Annotated in this window: 26 protein-coding genes; 21 read left to right on the plus strand and 5 right to left on the minus strand. The window is 39.0% G+C overall.

The window, feature by feature from the left end; all coding sequences use genetic code 11:
* The first annotated feature begins 21 nt into the window (after positions 1-21).
* The 11 genes from panB to AA980_RS15030 all read left to right on the plus strand — a co-directional run bounded on the left by panB (position 22) and on the right by AA980_RS15030 (position 9,862).
* Positions 22-858 (plus strand): 3-methyl-2-oxobutanoate hydroxymethyltransferase, encoded by an 837-nt coding sequence (gene panB, locus AA980_RS14985; RefSeq protein ID WP_024030507.1) that lies wholly within the window; start codon positions 22-24, stop codon positions 856-858.
* Entirely contained in the window at positions 855-1,703 is an 849-nt protein-coding gene (gene panC / locus AA980_RS14990; protein WP_024030508.1) for a pantoate--beta-alanine ligase, read from the plus strand. The genes panB and panC overlap by 4 nt, the downstream gene beginning before the upstream one ends.
* A 33-nt stretch (positions 1,704-1,736) precedes the next feature.
* Entirely contained in the window at positions 1,737-2,120 is a 384-nt protein-coding gene (gene panD / locus AA980_RS14995; RefSeq protein ID WP_024030509.1) for an aspartate 1-decarboxylase, read from the plus strand.
* A gap of 104 nt (positions 2,121-2,224) precedes the next feature.
* Positions 2,225-5,029, plus strand: a complete 2,805-nt coding sequence (dinG, locus tag AA980_RS15000; protein ID WP_024030510.1) for an ATP-dependent DNA helicase DinG — start codon at positions 2,225-2,227, stop codon at positions 5,027-5,029.
* Positions 5,030-5,081: 52 nt separating this feature from the next.
* Complete coding sequence (locus tag AA980_RS15005; protein ID WP_024030511.1) at positions 5,082-5,933, plus strand: ComEC/Rec2 family competence protein; 852 nt, start codon at positions 5,082-5,084, stop codon at positions 5,931-5,933.
* 110 nt (positions 5,934-6,043) lie between these two features.
* Positions 6,044-6,214, plus strand: coding sequence for a YpmA family protein (locus tag AA980_RS26450; RefSeq protein ID WP_024030512.1), 171 nt, complete (start codon positions 6,044-6,046; stop codon positions 6,212-6,214).
* Between the two features lie 12 nt (positions 6,215-6,226).
* Entirely contained in the window at positions 6,227-6,700 is a 474-nt protein-coding gene (locus tag AA980_RS15010; protein WP_024030513.1) for a cell wall elongation regulator TseB-like domain-containing protein, read from the plus strand.
* Between the two features lie 32 nt (positions 6,701-6,732).
* A complete protein-coding gene (locus AA980_RS15015; protein WP_034724901.1) occupies positions 6,733-7,920 on the plus strand; it encodes a pyridoxal phosphate-dependent aminotransferase in 1,188 nt (395 codons plus the stop codon).
* Positions 7,921-8,091: 171 nt separating this feature from the next.
* Positions 8,092-8,790: a DnaD domain-containing protein gene (locus tag AA980_RS15020; protein WP_024030515.1), complete on the plus strand. Its 699-nt coding sequence runs from the start codon at positions 8,092-8,094 to the stop codon at positions 8,788-8,790.
* A gap of 54 nt (positions 8,791-8,844) precedes the next feature.
* Positions 8,845-9,507 (plus strand): endonuclease III, encoded by a 663-nt coding sequence (gene nth, locus AA980_RS15025; RefSeq protein WP_024030516.1) that lies wholly within the window; start codon positions 8,845-8,847, stop codon positions 9,505-9,507.
* Positions 9,500-9,862, plus strand: coding sequence for a YpoC family protein (locus AA980_RS15030; protein ID WP_024030517.1), 363 nt, complete (start codon positions 9,500-9,502; stop codon positions 9,860-9,862). Before nth ends, AA980_RS15030 begins: the two co-directional genes overlap by 8 nt.
* A 202-nt stretch (positions 9,863-10,064) precedes the next feature.
* On the opposite strand, the gene AA980_RS15035 is transcribed toward AA980_RS15030, so the two are convergent.
* Together AA980_RS15035 and recU are read right to left on the minus strand one after the other, a co-directional pair.
* The gene (locus AA980_RS15035; protein ID WP_024027058.1) at positions 10,065-12,659 is read right to left on the minus strand and encodes a penicillin-binding protein 1A; all 2,595 of its coding nucleotides are present in this window, start codon (positions 12,657-12,659) and stop codon (positions 10,065-10,067) included.
* A gap of 49 nt (positions 12,660-12,708) precedes the next feature.
* A complete protein-coding gene (recU, locus tag AA980_RS15040) occupies positions 12,709-13,311 on the minus strand; it encodes a Holliday junction resolvase RecU (RefSeq protein WP_024027057.1) in 603 nt (200 codons plus the stop codon).
* A gap of 187 nt (positions 13,312-13,498) precedes the next feature.
* Between recU and AA980_RS15045 the strand changes: the two genes are divergently transcribed.
* The 3 genes from AA980_RS15045 (at position 13,499) to AA980_RS15055 (ending at position 15,716) form a co-directional block, all read left to right on the plus strand.
* Entirely contained in the window at positions 13,499-14,476 is a 978-nt protein-coding gene (locus AA980_RS15045) for a DUF2515 domain-containing protein (RefSeq protein ID WP_024027056.1), read from the plus strand.
* Between the two features lie 516 nt (positions 14,477-14,992).
* Complete coding sequence (locus AA980_RS15050; RefSeq protein WP_024027078.1) at positions 14,993-15,268, plus strand: hypothetical protein; 276 nt, start codon at positions 14,993-14,995, stop codon at positions 15,266-15,268.
* 73 nt (positions 15,269-15,341) lie between these two features.
* The gene (locus tag AA980_RS15055) at positions 15,342-15,716 is read left to right on the plus strand and encodes a DUF1798 family protein (protein ID WP_034723319.1); all 375 of its coding nucleotides are present in this window, start codon (positions 15,342-15,344) and stop codon (positions 15,714-15,716) included.
* A gap of 21 nt (positions 15,717-15,737) precedes the next feature.
* Here the strand turns inward: AA980_RS15055 and AA980_RS15060 are convergent, their stop codons facing one another.
* Positions 15,738-15,947 carry a YppF family protein gene (locus AA980_RS15060; RefSeq protein WP_024027080.1) on the minus strand — a complete coding sequence of 70 codons (210 nt, stop codon included), beginning with the start codon at positions 15,945-15,947 and terminating at the stop codon, positions 15,738-15,740.
* 188 nt (positions 15,948-16,135) lie between these two features.
* Here AA980_RS15060 and AA980_RS15065 point away from each other — a divergent pair, with 188 nt between their 5' ends.
* Positions 16,136-16,687 carry a YppG family protein gene (locus tag AA980_RS15065; protein ID WP_024027081.1) on the plus strand — a complete coding sequence of 184 codons (552 nt, stop codon included), beginning with the start codon at positions 16,136-16,138 and terminating at the stop codon, positions 16,685-16,687.
* A 31-nt stretch (positions 16,688-16,718) separates the two neighbouring features.
* Here the strand turns inward: AA980_RS15065 and AA980_RS15070 are convergent, their stop codons facing one another.
* The gene (locus AA980_RS15070) at positions 16,719-17,222 is read right to left on the minus strand and encodes an Hsp20/alpha crystallin family protein (protein ID WP_024027082.1); all 504 of its coding nucleotides are present in this window, start codon (positions 17,220-17,222) and stop codon (positions 16,719-16,721) included.
* Between the two features lie 170 nt (positions 17,223-17,392).
* Here AA980_RS15070 and hcp point away from each other — a divergent pair, with 170 nt between their 5' ends.
* Positions 17,393-18,691, plus strand: a complete 1,299-nt coding sequence (gene hcp, locus AA980_RS15075; protein ID WP_034723322.1) for a hydroxylamine reductase — start codon at positions 17,393-17,395, stop codon at positions 18,689-18,691.
* A 34-nt stretch (positions 18,692-18,725) separates the two neighbouring features.
* Here the strand turns inward: hcp and AA980_RS15080 are convergent, their stop codons facing one another.
* The gene (locus AA980_RS15080; RefSeq protein WP_024027084.1) at positions 18,726-19,424 is read right to left on the minus strand and encodes a Crp/Fnr family transcriptional regulator; all 699 of its coding nucleotides are present in this window, start codon (positions 19,422-19,424) and stop codon (positions 18,726-18,728) included.
* 206 nt (positions 19,425-19,630) lie between these two features.
* Between AA980_RS15080 and AA980_RS15085 the strand changes: the two genes are divergently transcribed.
* The 5 genes from AA980_RS15085 (at position 19,631) to gpsB (ending at position 25,109) form a co-directional block, all read left to right on the plus strand.
* Entirely contained in the window at positions 19,631-21,925 is a 2,295-nt protein-coding gene (locus AA980_RS15085) for a DEAD/DEAH box helicase (RefSeq protein ID WP_024027085.1), read from the plus strand.
* Positions 21,925-23,190, plus strand: a complete 1,266-nt coding sequence (locus tag AA980_RS15090) for a ribonuclease H-like domain-containing protein (protein WP_024027086.1) — start codon at positions 21,925-21,927, stop codon at positions 23,188-23,190. Before AA980_RS15085 ends, AA980_RS15090 begins: the two co-directional genes overlap by 1 nt.
* Before the next feature lie 414 nt (positions 23,191-23,604).
* Complete coding sequence (locus AA980_RS15095; protein ID WP_024027087.1) at positions 23,605-23,949, plus strand: CotD family spore coat protein; 345 nt, start codon at positions 23,605-23,607, stop codon at positions 23,947-23,949.
* 174 nt (positions 23,950-24,123) lie between these two features.
* A complete protein-coding gene (locus tag AA980_RS15100) occupies positions 24,124-24,681 on the plus strand; it encodes a DUF1273 domain-containing protein (protein ID WP_193392236.1) in 558 nt (185 codons plus the stop codon).
* A gap of 125 nt (positions 24,682-24,806) precedes the next feature.
* The gene (gene gpsB, locus AA980_RS15105; RefSeq protein WP_024027089.1) at positions 24,807-25,109 is read left to right on the plus strand and encodes a cell division regulator GpsB; all 303 of its coding nucleotides are present in this window, start codon (positions 24,807-24,809) and stop codon (positions 25,107-25,109) included.
* Positions 25,110-25,188 lie beyond the last annotated feature (79 nt).

A 25,188-nucleotide genomic window follows, 5' to 3' on the forward strand; every position in this document is an offset into this window, starting at 1 on the left:
ATTATAAAAGGAGGGAAAAAGATGAAGCAGACAACAGATTTTTTGAAAATGAAGGAAAAGAACGAGAAGATTGTCATGTTAACGGCCTACGATTATCCATCTGCAAAACAAGCAGAACAGGGGGGAGTTGACGTTATTTTAGTTGGCGACTCGCTTGGAATGGTGGTTCTAGGTTACGATTCCACCATCCCGGTAACGGTTGAAGACATGATTCACCACACGAAAGCTGTTAAACGCGGAGCTAAAGATACATTTATTGTCGTAGATATGCCGTTTTTGACCTACCATCTATCAGTTAGAGATACATTAATTAACGCAGGCAGAATCATTCAGGAGACAGGCGCTCACGCTGTAAAACTTGAAGGAGCCGACGAGGTTATTGAAAAAATTTCGGCCCTTACAAAAGCCGGGATTCCTGTTTGTGCCCACCTTGGGTTAACCCCGCAATCAGTTGGCGTTTTGGGTGGCTACAAGGTTCAGGGAAAAGATGCGCATGCTGCGAAAAAGTTAATCGAAGATGCGAAAGAATGTGAGAAAGCAGGTGCCTTTGCTGTTGTCTTGGAATGTGTACCAAAGCAGCTGGCAGAGGAAGTAGCAAAGTCTATTTCCATTCCTGTAATTGGGATTGGCGCTGGTATTAATGTGGATGGGCAGGTGCTTGTTTATCATGATATCTTAGGCTATGGAGTTGAACGTGTGCCGAAGTTTGTCAAACAATACCATGCTGTAAATCCCTTCATGATTGAATCGATTCAAGCCTATGCGGCAGATGTGAAAAATAATCAGTTTCCTGAAGATAAGCATACATTTACGATGAAGGAAGAGGAACTGAAGGTACTTTATGGAGGCAAGGAATGAAGGTTATTACCACCATTAAGGAAATAAACGAAGAAATCGTAAAACAAAAGGGGTTAGGAAAATCGATTGGCTTTGTCCCGACAATGGGATTTCTGCATGAAGGCCATTTAACTCTGATAAAGAAAGCAAGACTGGAAAATGATATTGTCGTCATCAGTATTTTTGTCAATCCTTTACAGTTTGGACCAACAGAGGATTATGCGGATTATCCCCGCGATTTTGAGCGAGACCATGCCTTAGCTGAAAGTGAGCAGGTGGATTATCTTTTTTACCCGTCAGTGGAAGAAATGTATCCCAATGAACCATCGGTAAGAGTGACGGTTCAGGAACGAACTGATGTTTTATGCGGAAAATCCCGCCCAGGTCATTTTGACGGTGTTGCAACTGTCATTACAAAATTATTTAACATGGTGATGCCGGATAAAGCCTATTTCGGTAAAAAGGATGCACAGCAGGTAGCGGTCATTGACGGGTTAATTGCTGATTTTAATTTCCCAGTCGAGCTTATTCCTGTCGACATTGTTCGGGAACAGGATGGGCTCGCGAAAAGTTCCCGGAATGTCAATCTCTTACCTGAAGAAAGAATTCAGGCAGCAGTGCTCTATAAAAGCTTAGCAGCGGCAAAAGAAGCAATTGATCAAGGTGAACAAAATCCTTCTCGATTAATCGAGCTAATTAGTGGAATGATTACAAGTGAAACCAATGGACAAATTGATTATGTCGAAATTTTCTCTTATCCAAGGTTAAAGCCATTGGAAAAAATAGAGGGTTCCATAATTATAGCACTCGCTGTAAAATTTACTAAGGTTCGCTTAATTGATAATTTCATTATTCATCTAGATTAGACTTGAAAAAGTGACAACAGGGGAGGAATACTTTTGTTTCGTACTATGATGAACGGTAAGATCCATCGAGCAATCGTAACAGAAGCTAATTTAAATTATGTAGGCAGTATTACAATAGATGAGGATATTTTAGACGCTGTTGGCATGATAGCGAATGAAAAAGTTCAAATTGTCAATAACAACAATGGTGCCCGTCTTGAAACCTATATTATTCCCGGTGAGAGAGGCAGCGGTGTTATTTGCCTAAATGGCGCTGCAGCCCGCCTTGTCCAAAAAGGGGATATTGTTATCATCATTTCTTATGCCATTGTACCCGAAGAAAAACTAGCTGCTCACAATCCTAGAGTGGCGATTATGGATGAAAACAATCGCATTAAAGAACTGATCAATAAAGAACCTGCACTCACAGTTTTGTAAGTCCCCGATTTCCGGGGATTTTTTTAATTGTAAATGTGTGATTGTTTTCTTTTTTTCCTTTTTATGATACCGTTTAATGAACGAAGTTTCGGGGTGTTTATCGAATGTCAAATAAATTTGTTGTAGTTGATTTAGAAACAACGGGGAACTTGCCGAAAAAGGGCGATAAAATTATTCAATTTGGTGCTGTGGTCATTGAAAATGGGATCATCACAGATCGATTTTCGTCACTTGTCAATCCACAAAAATCGATTCCGGTTTTTATCGAAGAATTGACCGGTATTAATGATGAAATGGTCAAGAATGCCCCCTTGTTTGCTGAAATAACAGAGAAGGTCATGTCTTTGCTTGACGGTGCCTTTTTTGTAGCACATAATGTGCTATTTGATTTATCATTTCTTCAAGAGGAACTAATCCAAGCTGGATTAGAAGGATTTTATGGTTCTGTTTTAGATACGGTGGAAATGGCAAGATTTCTGTTTCCTACAGCTGATGGTTACAAGTTAACAGATTTAGCGGAAAAAGAAAATTTGCAGCATGACCGTCCGCATCAGGCTGATAGCGATGCCCAGGTTACCGCCGAATTATTTCTTATTCTGCTAGAACGGTTATCATCGCTGCCGCTCGTAACTCTTAAGCAACTTACACATCTATCAGGAGGGCTAAAGAGCGATTTGCAGCAGATGCTCGGTGAAATAATGGCAAATAAGGATATGAATACGGAAGAATTACCCGATGCTATCGAAATTTATCGAAATTTAGCATTAAAGAAGTTGACTCCTTTAGTGGTCAATAAAGAAGCAGACATGATAGATTTTCAGTACCCTTCCACAGAGGAAGAGAAAATAGAGGTTGTCAACCAAGGCTTCGAGTTCTTTGAGAAAAGGACTGGCCAATTTATGATGATGGATACTGTTTATCAAGCCTTTCAAAATAAAAATCATAGTCTAATCGAAGCCGGAACCGGGGTAGGAAAATCGCTTGGATACTTGCTGCCTGCTGCATGCTTTTCAAAACAAATTAAAGTTCCTATTGTCGTCAGTACACATACGATTCAACTGCAAGAACAACTACTAAAAAAGGAAATTCCGCTTTTAGAAAAAATCCTGCCTTTTAAAATAAACTCGGTACTTCTTAAGGGAAGGAGCCACTATTTAAGTTTAGAAAAGTTTTCGCAGACATTGTTGGATAAAAATGATAATTATGATACCACCTTAACAAAAATGCAAATTCTCGTCTGGCTGACCGAAACAGAAACCGGTGATAAGGATGAATTAAATCTTTCAAGCGGCGGTTTTATTTACTGGAATAAAATCAAAAATGAAGCACCTATTTTTTCAAAGAAGGATATGTGGCTGGAAAAAGATTTCTATCAAAAGGCAAAAAGGGATGCACAAGCGGCTGATATTATTATTACTAACCATTCCTTGTTATTAAGTGATATTAAAGGGGAAGGCTCCATCTTGCCTGCCTTTGATTATGTCATCCTTGATGAAGGTCATCACCTTGAGAAAGTGGCGAGCCAGTTTTTTGGCCATTCTCTTGATTATCTATCCGCAAGGTTGATGATTGGTCAATTTGGACTGTATGAACAAAAACAACTGTTTTATGAAATGGAAGAGTTATTGGCTGCCATCCCAAGACAAAAAGGAAAACTGCTGCATACATTTGAATTGAACCAAATGGTCATCGATCTTACCTATGAAATGGATGAATTTTTTAAACTAATCGCCGTTTATGCAAAAGCGAAGCAGATAAATAAAAAAGGCTTTAATCGAATAAAAGTACGATTTTCACATAGAGATAGCGGGAAGGAAAGAAATGCACTTGTCCATAGTGCCGAAAGGGTTGCATTCATACTGAAGGATTTACATGCGGCAATCATGGACCGACTGGAATCGATTAAGAAAGCAAAGGGTTCGTTAACAGCAGCAAAAGAGAATAAATTGGAAGAACTCTATTTATTCGGAACTGAACTGGAGGAGTTAAGGAATACGGTTATTAAATGCTTTTTAAAAGAATCCAAGGATGTAAAATGGATTGAAATGGATACCCGCTCACCACAAAATATTACCACCTTTTTGGCACAGCCTGCATTTGTGGCGGAGCAGCTTAAGGAACGATTTTTTCAAATAAAAAAAGCTGTTGTCATTACGTCTGCTACGTTAACGGTTAATCATTCTTATAGCTACATCATGAAAGAATTAGGTCTTAATGCTGACGCAACTGTTCAACAATCGATTCCTTCGCCCTTCGAGTATAAAAATCAGGTTCAACTTTTCATTCCTGAAGACTTGCCTGCAATAAATTCGGTTTCGTTGGATGAATATGTAATTGCAATAACCGAACATATTATCACAATTGCTGAAGCGACAAAAGGAAGAATGCTGCTCCTGTTTACGGCTTATGACATGCTGAAGAAAACATATGAGCTCATTAAAGAAAGCGGCTTTCTAAATGAATACGTTCTAATTGCTCAAGGAATTACCAGTGGCAGCCGCACGCGGTTAACAAGGAATTTTCAGCGCTATGATAAAGCGATATTACTAGGGACAAGCAGCTTTTGGGAAGGTGTTGACATCCCAGGTGAAGATTTATCGTGTCTCGTTATCGTCAGACTCCCGTTTAGTTCGCCGGAGGAGCCGCTGACTGAGGCGAAATGCCAGATAATTAGCGAACAAGGTGGAAATGCCTTTTCAGAATACTCCCTTCCAGAAGCGATTCTTCGCTTTAAGCAAGGATTTGGACGCTTGATTCGTACCGAAAAAGATCGTGGATTAATGATTGTATTTGATCGGCGCATTGTTACGACAAAATACGGGAAAGCCTTTTTGAAATCAATCCCATCTGTCCCTGTGAAAAATGGAACGATTAATGAATTGGTTGAGCTGATCCATTCTTGGTTATGATAATATTGGAAATTCATCAAATCCTATAAGTGAATAAATGGGAGGAATGTGTATGAGAATATTGCTAATCCTTATGACTCTATTTGTTACAGGCACTTTTTCAGTACAGGCCGAACCATTTATTGCAAATAAGGTGGAGAACATTGATTTAAATTTAAGAGAAGATGAAGCAGCTGTGAGTTTTTTGGGTCTCGCTAATGGGGAAGCGATATTGCTTCAAGGCCCAAATGATAAAAATATATTAGTTAATGCCGGTGGCAAAGGGACAAAAGCAGAATTGGAAGCATGGTTAGGCCTTTATGGTGTAAATAAAATCGAAGCCTTAATTCTGACAAATAACGGCCAGGAAGGAACTTTAAATAACCTCAACCAGCTGATAGCAAAATATAACATTCAAGAAATAATTACAACATCAGACATCTCCAAACAACTTGCAGGACGTTTGGAGCAAGCAAAGCGAATTTCCATAGTATCTTGGGAAACTGGGGCAAAGAAGGAAATTCTTCCGCAGATGACGGCTGAGGTCCAATTCAGCGGCAATGAACAAGATGAAGGCATGGATTTGACTCTGCAATTTTTGAAACACACCATTTTTTTGATGAGCTCATTTAGCAAACAGGCAGAGCAAATCATCCTTAAGAAAAATCTCAAGGATGTTAATATTTTCAAGCTCCCCAATCACCATAAGGAAGACACATTATCCGGAAAATTAATTGAACTGTTGAATCCGCAAATAGCGATCCTTTTTGCAGAAGAAAAGCAAAAGCTTGATCGTGACATCCTTGATGATTTGCATAATACTTGGTCTGAGATTCATGTAACCAAAAAACATAGTGCGATAACGATTAAATTTACCAAAACAAATTATGAAGTCATTACCATTCCAACCGTACCAGAAAAATAAGTACAAGCAGAATTTAAAAAAAATCATTTAATTTGGCAGCGAATTACAATCCGTTAAAGTCATATTCCTGTTATAATAATTGAGAAGATTTTAGAAAAAGGAGAATATTGATGGAAAGTAAAATTGAAGTTATCTCAACAGTCAAAATCCAGTATAGTCCGGATTTATATAAAGTTGTTGATTCCCTTAATCGAAACTTAAAAGATAGGGAGCTCATGTTTGGACTGGCCCTTGATAAAGATGATCAAAATAAAGCGATTTTTACCATATATCGTACATAAAGAAGTGATGAAATGAAAAAATGGATTTTATTTATCGTGTTATTTATTGTAATTATTGTCGGGATTATGATAAAAGTATATTTTTCTTCGGTAGAACCGCTAAAAGCTGCTGAAAAAAAAGCTGTCGCACTGGCGAATGAAAAGACTTCATTAAGCAAAGTGGTAGATTTTCATATTTATAGCGGCTTAGAAACAATTGATGTAATTGAAGGGAAAGATAAAAAAGGTGAAAAAATTATCATTTGGATTCCCGAAAAGAGTAAGAAACTGGTTGTAAAAAAAGCAAGCGATGGTCTAACTAAAGAGGAAGCTATTCAGAAATTATTAGAAGAAAAAAACCCAAAAAAAATCATCTCAGTCCGGTTGGGAATGGAAAAAAATATCCCATTATGGGAAATTTATTACCGTTCTGAAAATAATTTAATAAATTATTATTATATTGACTTTGAATCTGGTGAATGGCTGAAAAAGATTGAGAACCTATAGCTGCACTGGAGATGGGAGGAAGAGAAATGGAAATAGAATTAGCAAACAGGGTATTGGCATTAACGCCTTCATCAACATTAGCGATTACCGCTAAAGCAAAGGAATTAAAGGAACAGGGAGTAGATGTTATTGGTTTAGGTGCCGGGGAACCTGACTTTAATACACCTAGCCATATTTTAGATGCAGCCTATCGTTCAATGAATGAGGGGCATACTAAGTACACTCCTTCCGCAGGATTACCTGCCCTTAAAAAGGCGATCATCAAGAAGTTTGAAAACGACCAAGGCTTAAGCTATAAACCGAATGAAATCATCGTTGGAAACGGGGCAAAGCATGCGCTATATACCTTGTTTCAGGTGCTTTTAAATGATGGTGATGAGGTTATTATTCCTGCTCCTTATTGGGTAAGCTACCCTGAACAAGTTAAATTAGCAGGCGGTGTTCCGGTTTATATTGAGGGGCTTGAACAAAATCAATTTAAGATAGCACCTGAACAATTGCTAAAGGGAATTACGAAAAAGACTAAAGCGGTTATTATCAATTCTCCTAGTAATCCAACAGGTGTTTTGTATACAGCGGAAGAACTGTTGGAACTAGGCAAAATCTGTTTAGAGGAAAACATTTTAATCGTCTCTGATGAAATTTATGAAAAGCTTATTTACGGAGGAGCTCAGCATGTTTCAATTGCTCAACTTTCTCCTGAGCTTAAAGAACAAACGATTATTATTAATGGTGTATCCAAGTCACATTCGATGACTGGCTGGCGAATTGGCTATGCTGCCGGCAATAAGCAGATAATTGAAGCTATGACTAACCTAGCCAGTCATAGCACATCAAATCCTACAACGACCGCTCAATATGCGGCAATCGCTGCCTATAACGGCCCGCAAGATGCTGCTCGGGAAATGCGTTTGGCATTTGAAGAAAGATTAGCGATAATCTATGATAAATTAGTGGCTATACCTGGCTTTACTTGTGTAAAGCCCCAAGGAGCTTTTTATCTTTATCCAAATGTTAGGGTTGCCGCCGAAATGACTGGATTTCAAAATGTCGATGATTTTGCCAAGGCATTACTTGTAGAAGCGAAAGTAGCTGTAATCCCCGGGTCTGGCTTTGGCACACCTGATAATATTCGCTTATCGTATGCGACTTCATTAGAGCAATTAGAAACAGCAGTTTCCAGAATACACCAGTTTGTTGCGGCAAAAGTTGAGATATAATCTTCTTTAGAGAATGAACAAAAAGTCTGCATTTAGCAGGCTTTTTGCTTGTCCAGCTTCAGCCCCTGACCAAGGCGCTTCCGCTTTTCTATTTTCCTTACCAAATATGGATACCCAATTTCCTTACTCGGATTGTTTGTTCATGGTATACTTATCAGGAGGTGTCCTAAAATGAAATCAAACATATTATCATGGATACAAGAAGGTAATATTACAGTACCTGCTTTATTATTTTCAGAGTATCGTAAACTTAATTTGAACGAAATTGAACTTGTTCTTTTATTAAATATTCTTACCTTTTTAGAAAAGGGGCAGGAATTTCCTACTCCAGAAGAACTTTCAGCAAGAATGACGATTTCTGTGTCAGAATGTAACGAAATGCTTAGAAGGCTGATACAAAGAGGTTTTATTGAAATCACCGATGAATATTCGAATGAAGGCATTCGTTTTGAGAAATATTCGGTTAAACCTTTGTGGGAAAAACTTGTCGACCAGTTCCTAATAAATAACAAAACAAATAAAGAAATAGATAAGAAAGCTGAAGAGTCCGATCTATATACTTGTTTTGAGAAGGAATTTGGGCGCCCGTTATCTCCCTTTGAATGTGAATCCCTTGGGATGTGGATGGATGACGATCATCATGACCCTATCATTATTAAAGCAGCGCTTAGGGAAGCAGTAATGTCCGGAAAATTAAATTTTCGCTATATTGATAGAATTCTTTTCGAATGGAAGAAAAATGGAATCAAGACGATTGAACAGGCGAAAAGCCATGGACAAAAATTTCGTCAAAAACAAACACAAAAGATGATTCCAAAAGTTGAAGCCCGGCAGCCTTCTGTCCCTTTTTATAATTGGCTTGAACAATAATTATCATTAAGCGAGGGGGACCCTCTCGTTTTTATTTTGCGAAGGGGTAATATCATGCTTAAAAATACTGAAATCCGTTATTGTTTAGATCAAATTGGTGAAATGTTTCCTGAAGCCCATTGTGAATTAAACCATACTAATCCATTTGAACTTATTATTGCTGTCTCCTTATCGGCACAATGCACGGATAAGCTGGTTAATAAGGTAACAAAGGATTTGTTTCAAAAATACAAAACACCCGAAGATTATTTACAGGTTTCAATTGAAGAATTGCAAAGTGATATTCGTTCGATTGGTCTTTATAGAAATAAAGCTAAAAATATTCAAAGCCTTTGCCGGATGGTTCTAGATGAGTATGACGGCGAAATCCCGATGGATCGTGATGAATTGACCAAGCTGCCGGGTGTGGGCAGGAAAACTGCCAATGTGGTCGTCTCGGTTGCTTTTAACATCCCCGCAATTGCAGTCGATACCCATGTTGAAAGAGTGAGTAAGCGTCTGGGAATTTGCCGCTGGAAGGATTCAGTGCTGGAAGTAGAAAAGACATTAATGAGAAAAATTCCGGCTGAGGAGTGGTCTGTGACCCATCACCGGTTAATTTTCTTTGGCAGGTATCATTGTAAGGCGCAAAATCCCCAATGCCCAAGCTGCCCATTGTTAGAGCTGTGCAGAGAAGGCAAGAAACGAATGAAAGCGAAGGCTGTCATTAATGGTTAATCAAGAGAGGGAAGTATCTGAGTTACTAGCGGAATGGAGTTCTCAGAAGGAACAGCTAAAGACAATATTCCATGAACGAAACCCGGAAAACAGCAGGGAATTGATGGAGCATGGAATTCAATTATTTGTTCGATTTTTATTTTTATCAAACAGTCTGCACCTGTCTTTTGATGGTAGGATTTTTTTTAGCCAATTAGAAATTAAGCCCGTTAATATTGAAGAAAGATTAGCGTTTATTAAGTCACGTCCAAGCTTATATCATTCATTTCGGCAGTTGTCAGAACTGATGGTTGAACAAGAAAAACTTTTTGTAAAACATAGGGCTATGAAAAAATCGTCCAGGCCAAAGGCCTAGACGATTTTTTTTACTTTAAGAGATAAGAATTTATAACATTGAACTTCGAGAATTGTCTAGCTCCAGCGCCCTAGCGGCTACTGTCCTTCGGTCTTCTCCCTACGATAAGTCAACATCGAATCGCTTGCGCTCTTCGTGTTTCCTTTATCTCAGTCGAATTCCTCCAGGCCATACGCCGCTGACCAGGGCGCTTGCGCTTTTCTTAAGATTCACGGGATCCTGATCCTTGGCCTCCTGTTGGGTTTCCAGGGGGAGTAACGGGAGGGTTATCGCCGGGATTACCCTGGTTCCCGCCATTTCCTTTGCCTTTATCTTTATCTTTGTCTTTATCCTTGTCTTTATCTTTATCCTTGTCGTTTTCATTCCCTTGGTCATTCCCCTGACCATTGTTATTGCCATTATCATTACCCTTACCCTTATCATTCTCTTGATTATTCTCATCAGCTGGTTTTGGTATATCAATTGCAGTTGTGGCTGGGTCACTCTTTTTATCGCCGCGAATTGCGACAATTGTAAAGGTATACTTAGTTCCTGGTACAACTGAAGATACGGTTAAAGTTTTATCTGTTACTGGGAAATGTTTTTGACCGGCCCCGTCATCGACGGTTACATCAAAGGTTACATTTTCATCACTCTTTTTGTAATCCCATGACAAGGTAATTTCATTTTTGCCTTCGTCATATTTCGCTGCAGCATTCACAGGAGAATCAAGTTTGTTATATTTCTCCGATACTTTTTTTGGTAAATGTCCTTTGACAGCATATTCGGTTAATACTTCACTTGCCGGTGTGAACTCGCCGGCTAGGGCTGGCGGCATCGAGCCTTTTTCAATCCTGACTTTTTCCACACTATTAGGCATAGTGAAATCAGGCGTGTCGGTATCCTTTGAAACGTAGGCCATTACATTCTTAAAAATTAATTGGGCAATGCCGCGGCCTTCAACCGTTGAAATTGGCGTTGTCCTGTCCTTATATCCGGTCCAAACAGCGGTAGTATAATTGGTCGTAAAGCCAGTAAACCAGGCGTCAGGGACAGATGAGCTGGACTTGATATTATATTTTTCCATATCTTCAGCGGTATAGTTAGTTGTCCCCGTTTTACCGGCAATCGGAAGACCGGGTACTTTTGCTTTTGTTCCTGTACCGGGAGAGACGAGAACACTTTTTAGCATATCGCTAACCATGAATGCGGTTGAATCTTTCATGACCACCTTCGGTTCCGGTGCAGTGCTTATCTCAGTTCCATCGCGCAGTTTTATTTTCGTAACTGCATGCGGCTTTGTGTATACGCCCTTATTACCAAAAGCACTGTAAGCCCCGGCCATTTGAAGCGGTGAAACACCCGTTTCAAAGCCGCCAATGGCGTATGCTTCAGAAATTTCTTTTAAAGGAATACCGAGATTGTTTGCAAAATCTTTTGCTTTATCCAAACCAACCTGCTGAAGTGCTTGGACGGCAGGTGTATTCCGCGATAATTGCAGAGCGGTTCTAATCGTCATTGGCCCCATATATGTTTGGTTCCAGTTTCCAAACTTCTTCCCATTGGAATAGGTCATTGGTTTATCCTCAATCATTTCAAAGGTTCCCCAATTTAAGTATTCAATTGCCGGGCCATAATCAAGCACGGGTTTGATAGTCGATCCCGGCTGACGCCTTGTGTCAGTTGCATAGTTAAAGCCGCGTTTTACCTGTTGGTTTCTGCCGCCGCCAAGGGCGCGGATTTCGCCCGTCTTCGTATCTAGAAGCGAAATTCCAGCCTGAAATTCCTCATCAGGATAATTAATAATATCATTTGTGTTAAGCATATTATAAACATATTTTTGTGCATTCTGATCTAATGTCGTATAAATCGTTAACCCATCTGTAAAAATATCAAGGTCAGTATTTTCCTTCACTTCGTCAATAACAGCATCGACAAAAGAATCGAAAGGCTTTTCGTCCACGGTACGCTGTTCTGGTTTCAATACAGTAGCTGCAACGGAAACTTTTTTCGCTTCTTCCATTTCTTGTTTCGAAATAAATCCATGCTGCTCCATTAATGTTAAAACAATATTTCGTCTTTTCTCGGCCAAATCCGGATGGTCAAACGGATTGTAATTGTTTGGGCTTTGGGGCATTCCGGCAATTTGCGCAGCCTCTGCTAACGTTAACTCATTTAATGTTTTGCCATAATAGATTTTTGCTGCTGTGGCAAGTCCATTGCTGTTTCGAGATACATAGACTTTATTCACATACATTTCGAAAATTTGATGCTTTGTATATTGTTGCTCAAGTTTATAAGAAAGCCAGGCCTCCTGAACTTTCCGTTTTAAGGTTTTATCCATAGTTAAAAATACATTTTTAACAACCTGCTGTGTAATCGTACTGCCGCCTTCCGCGCCAAATCCACGCTGGAAATTAGCCAAAACAGCACCGCCAAGGCGGATGGGGTCAATCCCATGGTGCTGGTAAAAACGATAATCTTCAGTTGCTATAACGGCATTTTCAAGTACCTTTGGTATATCTTTATAGTTAACATATTCCCGGTTAACGGAACCCACTTCGTAGAACAGGTTTTGATCTTTATCTAAAATCTTCGAAGGGATGGGATCTTTTAATAGTTTTGGGTCAAGTGTGGGAGCATCCTTTACTAAATACGCGAAAGTACCAACCCCGCCTATAATGCCAACGATTCCAAGAACAACTAGGCTTAGAAAAATTTTCTTAAAAATCCCGCCCTTTTTTTTCTTTGCTTTTGGTTTTCCATTGGATTGGAGTTTCTTTCGGCGCTCCTCTCTTGATTTATATTGTTCAGACATTGTAATTTCCTTCCTTTCTAACTATAACCATGTCCCACCTGAAAAATGGTTAAAATCTATCTATGATTTTAATATAGTCAATTCTTGGCTGATAGCCAAGTGGAATGTGATGACCCTTTTGTTCGATTTCTTCTTTGGTGATTGATTTTCTTCCCCCATTATCCATTCTTTCCCAAAAAGTTATCACATGTTTGGCTTCAAGCAAATAAACCTGCTCGAACCTTGAAAATCGCAGAATAACAAAACAAATGCCTCCTTGATTAAGGACTTCCTCCATATGCTTTATTTGATGCTGATGAAAATTTTTTAATGGAAAAGACGTTGTGTTCTGTGTTTCCTTTGCTTCAAAATCAATATATTTTCCTTTATAGACGCCGTTATAGTCGGTAGTTGAAGCAAGTTTAAAATAGGCTTCTTTAATGACTGCTGCACTGCGATTTGGATAATCAACCTGGACGATTTGCACTGGTGTTGGTTTTTTATGAATGACGGCAATTTTTCTTTCTCGGTAAAATTCATTTGTTACATTTAAATCATCCTCAAGTGTCATACCGCGGTTACTATAAGAGCTGTTTTTTCTAGTACCCCTAGTTCTGGCAGTCCCAATTTCATTTGGTGTATACCTTTTTCCGTTAGGATAGTTAAAGTTCATGTTTTGCACCTCTCAAACTATTCCTATCATATCAAATCTTTGAGGAATTGGCGTGTATAAAAAAACTTTGCAGGCACACCCTATTAACAATTGTACCGTGTTTGACAAAGATAAACATGATTCAATTTTCATAAAAGGATGAACCCAACTGACTCATACTCTATTAAAAAACGTAAGGGAAGTTACTATGAATCATCTTACGATACAGGAACAATCAATCATTCGTCAAATTCAAAGTGAAACGGATAAAAAGAATCTCGATAATATTTCTAGAACCGCCGCCTATTTAAGTTATTTTAAGGAGAATCCGGATATTATTTGGTCTTTCCTTGCAAGTATGGTTTCAAGAAATGGGGGCTGGAATATGTGTGACCTCTCAGGTTCAATTTTTCCCCATCTTATCGCAGCTAAAACAAGAAAGCAGCTTTTCCTAACGTATGAGCGAGCTAATTGGCTCATTTTTCATGATGTATTTCCGCAATTACTGGTCTATCAATATTCGACGAAAATAAATCGGCCAATGTTTCATTTACTTTCGTTTTTTAATGTATCTTCATTTATTCAAAAAGAATGGCAAAGGTATTGGATAGGAAACGACAAGAAGAGGCTAACAACCGCTTTAATAATTAATGAGCAAAATGTGATTCAAACACCCGTAATCGACCATCCAATTTATAAGAAAAAGGTTTTCCGTTCGCTGATTTTTTCCTTTCAGGACTGGCTCCATTTCAGCTGTGTCTTATTTCCAACCTGTGGTGGTGAAGTATATGGGGCAAGTGTGAATGGCTTCAAATCTCTTTCGAAGAGGATTAACTTGGGAAAAAGACTCGCTGAGATTCTTTTTCATCCTCGGCTGTTTCCCTATTTTTTTGAATTCGCGGAAAAAACACCGCATACCGGCTCCAGATATGACTATGAACAATATTTCAAAATAAAAACCGTCAGGAACACACCGATGCTGCGAACGAGCTTCCCAGTTATTACTCATCATCAGCATGAATCTGAAGATTGGAGTATGCGAAGAACGGTTTCCCCAGCCTGGCTATATTTCCCTGTAAGGCACCAGCACCCCATCCACCTTACTGACTGGTATTTCGCCAAGTCAAACCAGCTTCAATTACTACTTTCCATTCAAAAAGTATTACAGTTGAAAAAATGGGAATAAAAAAAGCAAGAAATCCTTGCTTTTTTTTGCTTCATAAAGGAATTATAAATATTGACTTCGAGAATTGTCCAGCTCCAGCGCCCTAGCGGCTAATGTCCTTCGCGCTCCGCCCTACGATAAGTCAACATCGGGCAGCGAAGCTCACCGTGTTTCCTTTATCTCAATTGGAGCGCTCCAGGCCATACGCCGCTGAACAGGGCGCTTGCGCTTTTCTTATGTTGAAGGACGATCAGGCCCTTCCATTTTTTTATCACCGTAGCCAACTCTTTTTTCTGCTTCTGATTGTGTTTGTTTATTGGTTTGCTTTTTCTTGTTTGACATTATAACACCTCCGATAATAGCTTGTGCGATTTTGTATTTTTTCATGCGAATAAAGGATTATGTCGAACTGTCAGCGGATAGGGGCATTATTGACACTTTCTTTGGCGAATTGCTTCTAGTTTTGTCAAGTAAGAAGGAAGCAGGTTAAAGAAGGAGAATACTACCTAATAAAATAGTGCGAGGAGGGTTTTATTAATGAATAAGTCATTAGCTGACAAAGAAAAACTGCTGATCATGCTGACAGGAATATACGATCAATTGGAAGAATTGGAGTCCGTTCTCGAGGCATCTTTCTCCGAGCAACGAGTTCGTTTGAAAAAGGAAGAACAAGGGAAATTAATGAAACCGATTCAAAAAATAGCGTTCGTGGAAAATACTATAAATAAGATTAATCCAATATACAATGAAGAAAATCCTGATTTCAATCCAAATCAGCTTTCAAAATCATTAAAGCTTGAATTAGGGTATTAATTACGGCAAAATAGTGGTACTGACTGAAAACAGCAAGGCTAAAATTGCTGTTTTTTTTTGAGGGGGTAAATAAATGATGTCTGAAGAAATCATTCATATAACAGAAACACTTCTCCAGCGTAACCGTTTATTTCTTAAATATTATCAGGAGGCAAGGGAAACAGGAATAACTAGGGATTTTCATGTGGTCATTAAACCATTTGCTGATGAAGTTAAGGCAATAACTGACGATTGGAAGGGAATAATGAAAAAGTGGTTTGCAGATAATTCACTTAAACATATTCATTTAAAGCAAATTGACATGACAGCAGAGCATATGGAACAGCTTTCCATTCAATGTTTTTTTTCCAACACTAGTAAAAAGAGATTCTTAGATACCAACCGAACCGTAGAATTCCTCCTTCAGGAAATTCTAAAAGAGGTTAGGAAAAGTAAAAGAGATGCCTAGACAGCATCTCTTTTATTTTGTTCAAGTATTTTCGATGAGGGAGTTTTCAATATCGGTTTCAGGTATTACTGCGCCTTGGTTTTCAAGTTCACGAACAATCTGGCGATATTCATTAATGCTAATTTCGTTTTGAATATAAGCTTTCTTAGCAAAATCCATTAGTGCGTTAACATCATCTGTATTGTAATCCCGACTTTGAATAAATTTGCTTTTTAATTCACGAATATCCATAAAATAGCTCCTCCTTCATCATTTTTTCTATCGTAACACGAAATAATGGAAAAGCTTAGTTTTTAAAATATTTAAACTTTAGACAAGATTCCCCTTAATTAGACATTGAAGAAAATTTCAAAATAATCACCAATCATTTCTTCCCTTCATAATGTGTAATAGAGAATATACAGAGGAGATGTTTGCCCATGTTTGGTAATAGAAGACCAAATAACTACGTAAATTATGGATACTCGGGGCAAATGATGCACCAAGTTCCAATCGGGTACCATGGGAGTCAGCAGCCATTAAATCGCAATCAGCCGCATCCTTATCAAACTCAGCCGCAAAATTATGATTGGATGGCTTACCAACAACAAAATTCTTACCACCCGCAATACCATCACCATGGACAGAACTTTAACCCGGGATTTAACCCCAAAAATATGGTCAATAATAACCAGTCTTACTTCCAAAAGGATTCACAATTTTTATTCCAAAATCCACTTGCTCCAAAGGATGATAAAGCTAATCATCAATCTTACATGCCAATGAATGGTTATCCAATGATGAACCCTTACCCAAAACACATTAACATACCAAAACAACCCGGCGGCATGCAATCATTTATGAATTCCTTCAAGTCACAGGATGGGAAAGTTGATGTGAATAAAATGGTCAATACCGCAGGAACAATGATGAATGCTGTAACGCAAGTCTCCTCTCTTGTCAAAGGATTTGGGGGAATCTTCAAAGTATAAAGGAAAAGACGGCTATTATGGCCGTCTTTTCCTATTCTTCAATTTCAATAATTTTGCCTTTTTCTTGCGGGATGCAAATTTGTAATAAGCCATCTCGGTAAGAGGCCTTCACCTTTTTATCATTAATCGCATGGGGAAGGGAAATCGTTCTTGAGGATTGCTGCCTAATAAACTTGCTCCGAAAAACTTGATTGTGGTTGTCTTCCTCGGTTTCTAACTCATTATTTTCAACAGATATGGTCAAATAATTCCCGGTAATATTTAAATGAATTTGTTCTCTTTTAACACCGGGAAGTTCAGCCGTAATAATATGTTCATTTCCAGTTTCTATTGTCTTTACAGGGAACCCAGCTGCAGCGGGAAATGGTGTATTGAAAAAATCATCAATCGATTGTAAAAATCCACGGACTGGTTTATCTGTGAAGAAATCGTTCATTGATTTCACCAATTCACGAAAAGGTTCAGGCAACGGCTTTTTAGGGTTATTTTTCTCATTTGGAGGCATCGAAGACATTAACATTCCCTCTCTTTCCATTATTTCACTCCTTATCATATGCCGTTAGAACTAGGTAGGTGCCGTCATATTATTGCAATAACTTTTTGAACGATTTGTTACAACCTGTTTCTATGTGACAAACATCACAATAATGAGATGCTAAGATTTGTATGCTTTAGCGGTAATAAAATAGAAAGTGAGGCAACATTATGTTCTGTTATCAATGTGAACAAACCCCATCAGGTGGATGTACAATCATGGGGGTTTGTGGTAAAAATGAAACAATTGCAAGCTTACAAGACACAATTATTTTTGGCTTAAAAGGAATTGCGGCCTATCGCACACATGCTAATCAGCTAGGGATTACAGACAGCTTTGTTGATGCTACAACACATGAAGCTCTTTATTTGACATTAACGAACTCCAATTTTAATGTTCAAGAACATATTGATATGGCAATGAAAGTAGGACAGGCAGCTGTCCGGGTAATGGAAATGCTTGACGAGGCCCACACGAAGCGATTAGGTATCCCAGTGCCAATCCGTGTTAGTCAAAACAAAATTGAAGGCAAATGTATCGTCGTTACAGGTCATAATTTGTTTGCCTTAGAGGAACTATTGAAGCAAACAGAAGGTAAAGGAATAAATATTTATACTCATTCTGAAATGCTTCCTGCACACGGCTATCCGGCATTAAAAAAATATTCTCATCTTAAAGGCAATATCGGCAAAGCTTGGTATGACCAACGTCGTCTTTTTGAAAAATTCCCAGGGGCGATTCTTGCAACAACGAATTGCGTAATGCCAATCAAAGGAACGTATGCGGACAGAATGTTTACATACGAGGTGGCAGGGCTTGAAAACGTAGAAAAAATTATCAATGATGATTTTAGCCCGTTAATTGACAGGGCATTAGAGCTTCCTGAAGCGGCAATCGATTCTGCTGAAACATTGTTAACAGGCTTCCATCATGAAACTGTTCTAGGGATTGCACCGGAAGTTATTGACGCCGTTAAGGCTGGGAAAATAAAACGGTTCTTTGTCATTGCCGGATGTGACGCCCCCGGCCATGGCGGTGATTACTATCGTGAACTCGCTACATCATTACCGCCAGAAACGGTAATTTTGACAACGTCCTGCGGAAAATTCCGCTTCAATGACGTTGACTACGGTGTTGTTCCCGGAACAGAGATTCCTCGATATATCGACTTAGGCCAGTGCAACAATTCCGGCTCAACTGTGAAAATTGCGATGGCGCTAGCGGATGCATTTGGCTGTGAAGTGAATGAACTTCCAGTTAGTATTGTTTTGTCTTGGTTTGAACAAAAAGCAGTTGCGATTCTGCTCGGGCTGTTCAGCTTAGGAATCAAGGATATCCGTATTGGGCCAAAACCGCCTGAATTTATCGCGGAAGGAGTATTACAAGTCCTTCAAGAAACATTTAATTTAAAATTGATTGGTACAGTAAAAGAAGATATGGAAGAAATGCTTCAATTATCTGTGAAATAAGTTAAAGAACCGCAGCCTTGTTGCTGCGGTTCTATCAGATAAGATTGATTTCTTCCATAAGAATCTCAACATCGACAATCATGTTTCCTTCATCATCTACTTCAATTAGTTCTTCCTTTTTCATTTTTGTTAATGTCCGGCTAATCGTTTCCCTTGTCGTGCCAATCATATTGGCTAAATCCTTGTTGGTAAATTCGGACGTTAAAAGAATGGTCCCATCGTCTTGTTCCTCACCGTGTTTCTGCGCAATCCGGATTAGTAATTTAATAATTTGTTCATAGGTATTATTAAGAATTTGTTCCTCCAGCCGGTTTTGCAGATCGACGATTTTCTCGCCAAGCACCTTAAACACCTTAATACATAGCTCAGGATTTTCTATAAGGACCGTTTCGAATTGGGAAATCGGCACAGCAATCAGCTTGGATGGTTCGAGAACCTCTGCATAGGCAGGATAGTCACCTTTTCTGAAAAAGCCGACATGTGGAAACATCTCACCCTTTTTCATGATGGCGACAATCTGCTCTTTGCCATTGACGTCACTTTTGTAAATTTTGATTTTCCCATCATAAATAAAATAGACGTTTTCAAGCGGGTCGCCTTGGAGGAAAACATGACTTTGCTTTTTCCAATCTCTTGCGATCGCAATATTGGTAATCTTCGATAATTCAAAATCATTTAATTCGCGAAAAAGAGTGAAATCAGAAAGTACCCTCTTAATTTCTTCTATCCTCATTCTATCACCTTCAAATTATTTTCAGTTACTATCTATTGTAACAAAAAATCTTCCAATAGTTTATTTATAATTGAAAGTATTAGGAGCCGAAATTGTTTTCATATGTTCATGGAAAATGATACCAGTCGAATTAGAAGAAAAAATTTTGTATTTTGCTTTTGTCGCGAACGTTCATTCGCTAGAATAGAAGTATTGGGGTGAGGACGATGAAGATAAGAAAAAATTTGCCGGACATACTGGCAGAATTAAAAATAAATGATGAATTTAAAGAAAATATCGTTACCTGGCAGACAATTGACGAGAAACCAGCACAATTGGTTCCAATGCCTGAAGACTTACATCCGGTGTTAAGAAAAGCACTTGAGAGCAGGGGGATTGAACAGCTTTATTCCCACCAAAGGTCTGCATATGATCAAATTCTGGAAGGTAGAAGTATCGTTGCAGTAACACCGACGGCGTCCGGAAAAACACTGTGCTATAATCTTCCTGTTTTGCAAACGATTTTAGCGAACCCAAGTGCAAGAGCTCTTTATATGTTCCCGACAAAAGCATTGGCACAAGATCAAAAGAGTGAAATCAATGAAATTATTCAAGCAGCCGGTGCTGATATTAACAGCTACACGTATGATGGAGATACACCGGCAAATATCCGCCAAAAGGTCAGGAAGGCAGGGCATGTGGTCATTACTAACCCTGATATGCTCCATTCAGCCATTTTGCCGCATCATACGAAATGGGTATCCTTGTTTGAAAATCTTAAATTTGTTGTAATTGACGAGCTGCATACGTATCGGGGCGTATTTGGAAGCCATGTTGCCAATGTTATTCGAAGATTGAAACGTATTTGCCGCTATTATGGAAGCAACCCTGTGTTTATTTGTACATCGGCGACAATCGCCAATCCATTAGAACTGGCGCAAACCTTAACAGAAGAGACAATGAGCTTAATTGATAACAACGGTTCACCGAGCGGGAGGAAGCATTTTCTCTTTTATAACCCGCCGATTGTGAATAAACCGTTAAATATTAGAAGAAGTGCTACCTTAGAAGTACGGAAAATTGCCGGTGAACTATTAAAGAATAAAATTCAAACGATTGTTTTCGCGAGAAGCAGAGTCAGGGTTGAAATTATCTTGACCTACCTACAGGAATTGGTGGAAAATCAGTTGGGTGCTAAATCAATAATGGGTTATCGGGGCGGTTATCTTCCTACAGAAAGAAGGAAAATTGAGAAAGGACTCCGGTCCGGGGAGATTTACGGGGTTGTCAGCACAAACGCTTTGGAATTAGGAGTTGATATAGGAGCGCTTCAGGTCTGCATTATGACAGGCTATCCTGGTACGATATCAAGTGCTTGGCAGCAGGCAGGAAGAGCAGGAAGGCGGCATGGGGAGGCCCTTGTCATTATGGTCGCCAGTTCAAGTCCGCTCGATCAGTATATCATTCAGAACCCCGATTATTTTTTTAATAAAAGCCCGGAAACAGCACGAATTAATCCCGATAATTTAATCATTTTAATCGATCATATGAAATGTGCTGCCTATGAGCTTCCGTTTAAAGCAGGTGAGCAGTTTGGTAAAGTTGAAACAGAGGAATTGCTGGAGTATTTAACAGAAGAACGAGTCCTTTATCGAAATGGGGAAAAATGGTATTGGATGAACGATTCTTTCCCGGCACATAACATTAGTCTGCGATCGGCTTCACAGGAAAATGTGATTATAGTTGATCAATCAGATGTGGCAAATGTAAAAGTCATCGGGGAAATGGACCGCTTTTCCGCGATGACGCTTCTCCATGATGAAGCCATTTATTTACATCAAGGGATACAATTCCAAGTTGAGAAGCTTGATTGGGACGAAAAGAAGGCGTTTGTCAGGGAAGTTGATGTCGACTATTTTACCGATGCCAATCTTGCCGTCCAATTAAAGGTATTAGAGGAGGACAAGCTCCAGACCATGGATGATGCCGAAATCGGCTTTGGTGATGTCAGCGTCCGGGCAATGGCAACGATTTTTAAGAAAATCAAATTTGAGACGCATGAAAACATCGGGTCAGGGCCAATCCATCTTCCAGAAGAAGAGCTGCACACGAGTGCAGCCTGGATTTCATTAAATAAGCCGTTAGCTGATATGGGGCATGAACGACTTGAACAAGGACTAGTCGGAGCCGCACATGCGTTAAATCATATTGCACCGTTATTTGTGATGGCCGACCCGCAGGATATTCATGTCATTCCCCAAGTAAAGGCTGACCATAATGAGAAGCCAACAATTTTCTTTTATGATCGTTATCCGGGTGGAATTGGCTTAAGTGAAAAAATCCACAGCGGTATGTCAGAAGTATTTGCCGAAACAAAAAAAATGATTGACCGCTGTCCATGTCATTCCGGCTGTCCATCATGTATTGGCGCTGATACAGTAGGCGAAACAGCCAAACAGGATACACTAAAAATTATTCATTCTTTTTTAAAACCGTCTGATTTGGACAAGGAAGTGCAGTAATGTCATTAAAAAGTAAATTGAATCGCTTAAAACCTCACCTATCGGGGGGAAGCCAGTCTGTTAAAGTCGATAACCTGCGTGATCCGGGGAAGATTGATGTCCCATTTCATGAGCGGTGGAAACAAGAAGGGGTGTTTCCCTATTTCCTCGGCCAAGATTACTGCTTAATCAGGGAAGTTAAATACCCCCTTTCACAGCAGCATGGACATTATTGTTTTCGGGATTTCCTTACCGCGGTGGACATATGGAACAAGCGACCCGTCAATCACCCATTGTCTGCCCAAGGGCATGTCGCAGAGGAACTATTCTTCTTTGATACAGAAACGACCGGACTTGGCGGCGGGGTAGGAAATACCATCTTTCTCCTTGGTTATGCCAGCATTTCTGGAGAACAGCTTGTTTTACGACAGCACATCCTGCCACACCCTGGTGCTGAGGTTCCTTTATATCAAAGTTTTTTAGAAAAGGTGAATTATAAAACGCTGGTCACTTATAATGGAAAATCGTTTGACTGGCCGCAAGTCAAAACAAGGCATACCCTTGTAAGGGAACATGTCCCAAAGCTGCCAGCATTTGGCCATTTCGATTTATTCCACGCGGCAAGAAGGTTATGGAAGCATAAATTAGAACGTTTAAAATTAGCTGTTGTAGAAAAAGAAGTTTTAGGAGTAGAGAGAATCGATGATATACCCGGATTTTTGGCGCCAATGATTTATTTTGATTTTGTTGAAAGTAAAACACCTGAAGGCATGCTTGGAATTCTAAAGCATAATGAAATTGACATTTTATCACTTGTTACGCTTTATACCCATCTCACCTTTCAACTGTGTGGAATCGATGCGTTTCAGTCTAGATCTGAATCCTATGAAGTGGGGCGCTGGTTTGCAGCGTTAGGAGAAAAGAGTGAGGCGGAACAAGTTTTGAGTAAACTGACCACGGGCAATGATATGACTTCCTTCCAGGCAAAGCTTGCCTTGGCCTTCCAGAGCAAAAAAGAACGTGACTGGGAAACTGCACGAAAATTGTTTAAGGATGTTGTCGACTGTGACGAAAACCGGATGAGTTTGGAAGCTTGTGTAGAGCTTGCAAAAATCCATGAACATAGATTAAAAGATTACCAGCTAGCCATTGGTTACTGTAAAAGAGCCATTTTATTAAAAACGCAATCGAAAAAATCAGTCAATTTGTCTAGTCATTTGACTGCGGAACAGCTTGAGGTTAGGCTAAAGCGCTTAGAACGGAAATATGCTAAATTTCCTGGGTAAGCGCAAAATTCGCCAAAAATTCCGATGAAATTTTTATTTTCAGCAAATTTCGATTTATTGCCACAAATCTGTAATAATTACAGGTGAAAAACAAGTGTTTCAATATTGTATATCAATGCTAAATCAGGTAAAATGTGAAGTTGGATTGATTAATAATACGACTAAAAAACTGATGGAGCTGGTAGTATGTACAAAGCAATATTATTCTTGTTTTTTATTGTCGTATGTTTGACTGCCTTTGTTTTTACCAACTTAAAAGATAGCTTTTATTCCATATTATAAGAAAACAAGGCAGGGTGGAATTTTGAAATATTCATCCTGAATAGTGAAAAATAGGTATTTTCATTAGTACAAGAGTAACTCCTTCAACATAGGCTGTTAATGTAAACAGAATAATTGAAGGGAGAGTATTATATGTATCTTGGAACCAATTTTACGCCGCCAGTCATTCATCCGACGAATCAAATTGTGAACCATACGTTCTCAACAACGGTGGTGCCACACATCCATCCAACACATGTTACAACAGTCAATCATCATATGTACCAACATAAACATTACTGTTGTGAAACAGCTTCATGCTGCGAAGATGTGTGTAGTCAACATATTAACTGCTGTAACCCATGTGCACCAGGCGGAATGCCAGTTGCAAATGCAATGCCAGGCTTTGGAGGTCCAGGTTTTGGAATGGGAGGCCCAGGCTTCGGACCAGGAGGCCCAGGCTTCGCACCAGGACCATTCATGGGTCCTAGACCTTAAGGTCAAGTAATGTCGATTGCAAGGGCTTTATAGCCCTTGTTTTTTCGCTGATTTGAAAGTAAACTTTCCAATCAGGCATAAGTGCAACTAACGTTTATTTACTAATATGATATGCTGTTTGTGTAAAAATGTTTGTCCATTTAAAAATTTTTTTGTGCAGAGGGGGACGTTTTGATTAAAGTGCTGGCCATTTCGGGTTATAAACCCTTTGAATTAGGTATATTTAAGAAAGACCATCCTTCTGTCCTCTTCATCAAGGCTGCGATCAAGAAATCTTTAATACCATTGGTTGAAGAGGGATTAGAATGGGTGTTGATCAGTGGTCAATTAGGTGTGGAACTGTGGGCGGCTGAAGTTATCTTTGATTTACAATTAGATTTTCCTGATATAAAGCTGGCGGTAATTACTCCTTTTCTGGATCAAGAGGCATCATGGAATGAAAATAACAAGGAATGGTATGAGTCTGTGCTTGCCCAAGCAGATTTTATTGATTCAGTTACCAAAAAAGGCTATGAGAAACCGTGGCAATTTCGCTTGAAAAATCAATTTTTTATTGAAAAAAGCGATGGCCTTCTGCTTCTTTATGATCAAGAAAAGGAAGGAAGTCCAAAATATTTATATGAATTGGCAGTACAATATCAAAAGGAAAATACTTATCCGCTTGAGCTTATAACCTTTTACGACTTACAAATGATTGTAGAGGAAGAACAATACAAACAGACTGATTTTTAAGGAATGTTTAAGGATTTCGCACATATATTAAGTTGATTGTAATCTTTGTAACAAAAGAAAATTGACAAAAGAAGTTATTTTTGAAAAAATAATATGGAATGATTGGCTAAACTGAGGTGATTTAGATGCTATCCGATAAAGTAAAATTAACAGCTAAGGATATCTTGGAAAAAGAGTTTAAAACAGGTGTACGTGGTTATAAGCAAGAAGATGTTGATAAATTCTTGGATTTAATTATTAAAGATTATGAAACCTTTCATCAGGAGCTCGAGGACCTGCAACAAGAAAATCTTAGACTGCGTAAACAGCTCGAGGATTCTTCAAAAAGGCAGCCAGCGGCACAGCCTGCTGGCACAACGAACTTTGATATTTTAAAGCGGATATCCAATTTAGAAAAACATGTTTTTGGCAATAAACTATACGATTAACAGATTATGCCGTGTTTTCCTAATAAAAACTATTGAAAAAACAGCATGAAATACATATAATAATAAATGTATTCATTAA

The organism is Neobacillus vireti (genome assembly GCF_001026695.1).
GTDB classification, from domain to species: Bacteria; Bacillota; Bacilli; order Bacillales; family Cytobacillaceae; genus Neobacillus; species Neobacillus vireti.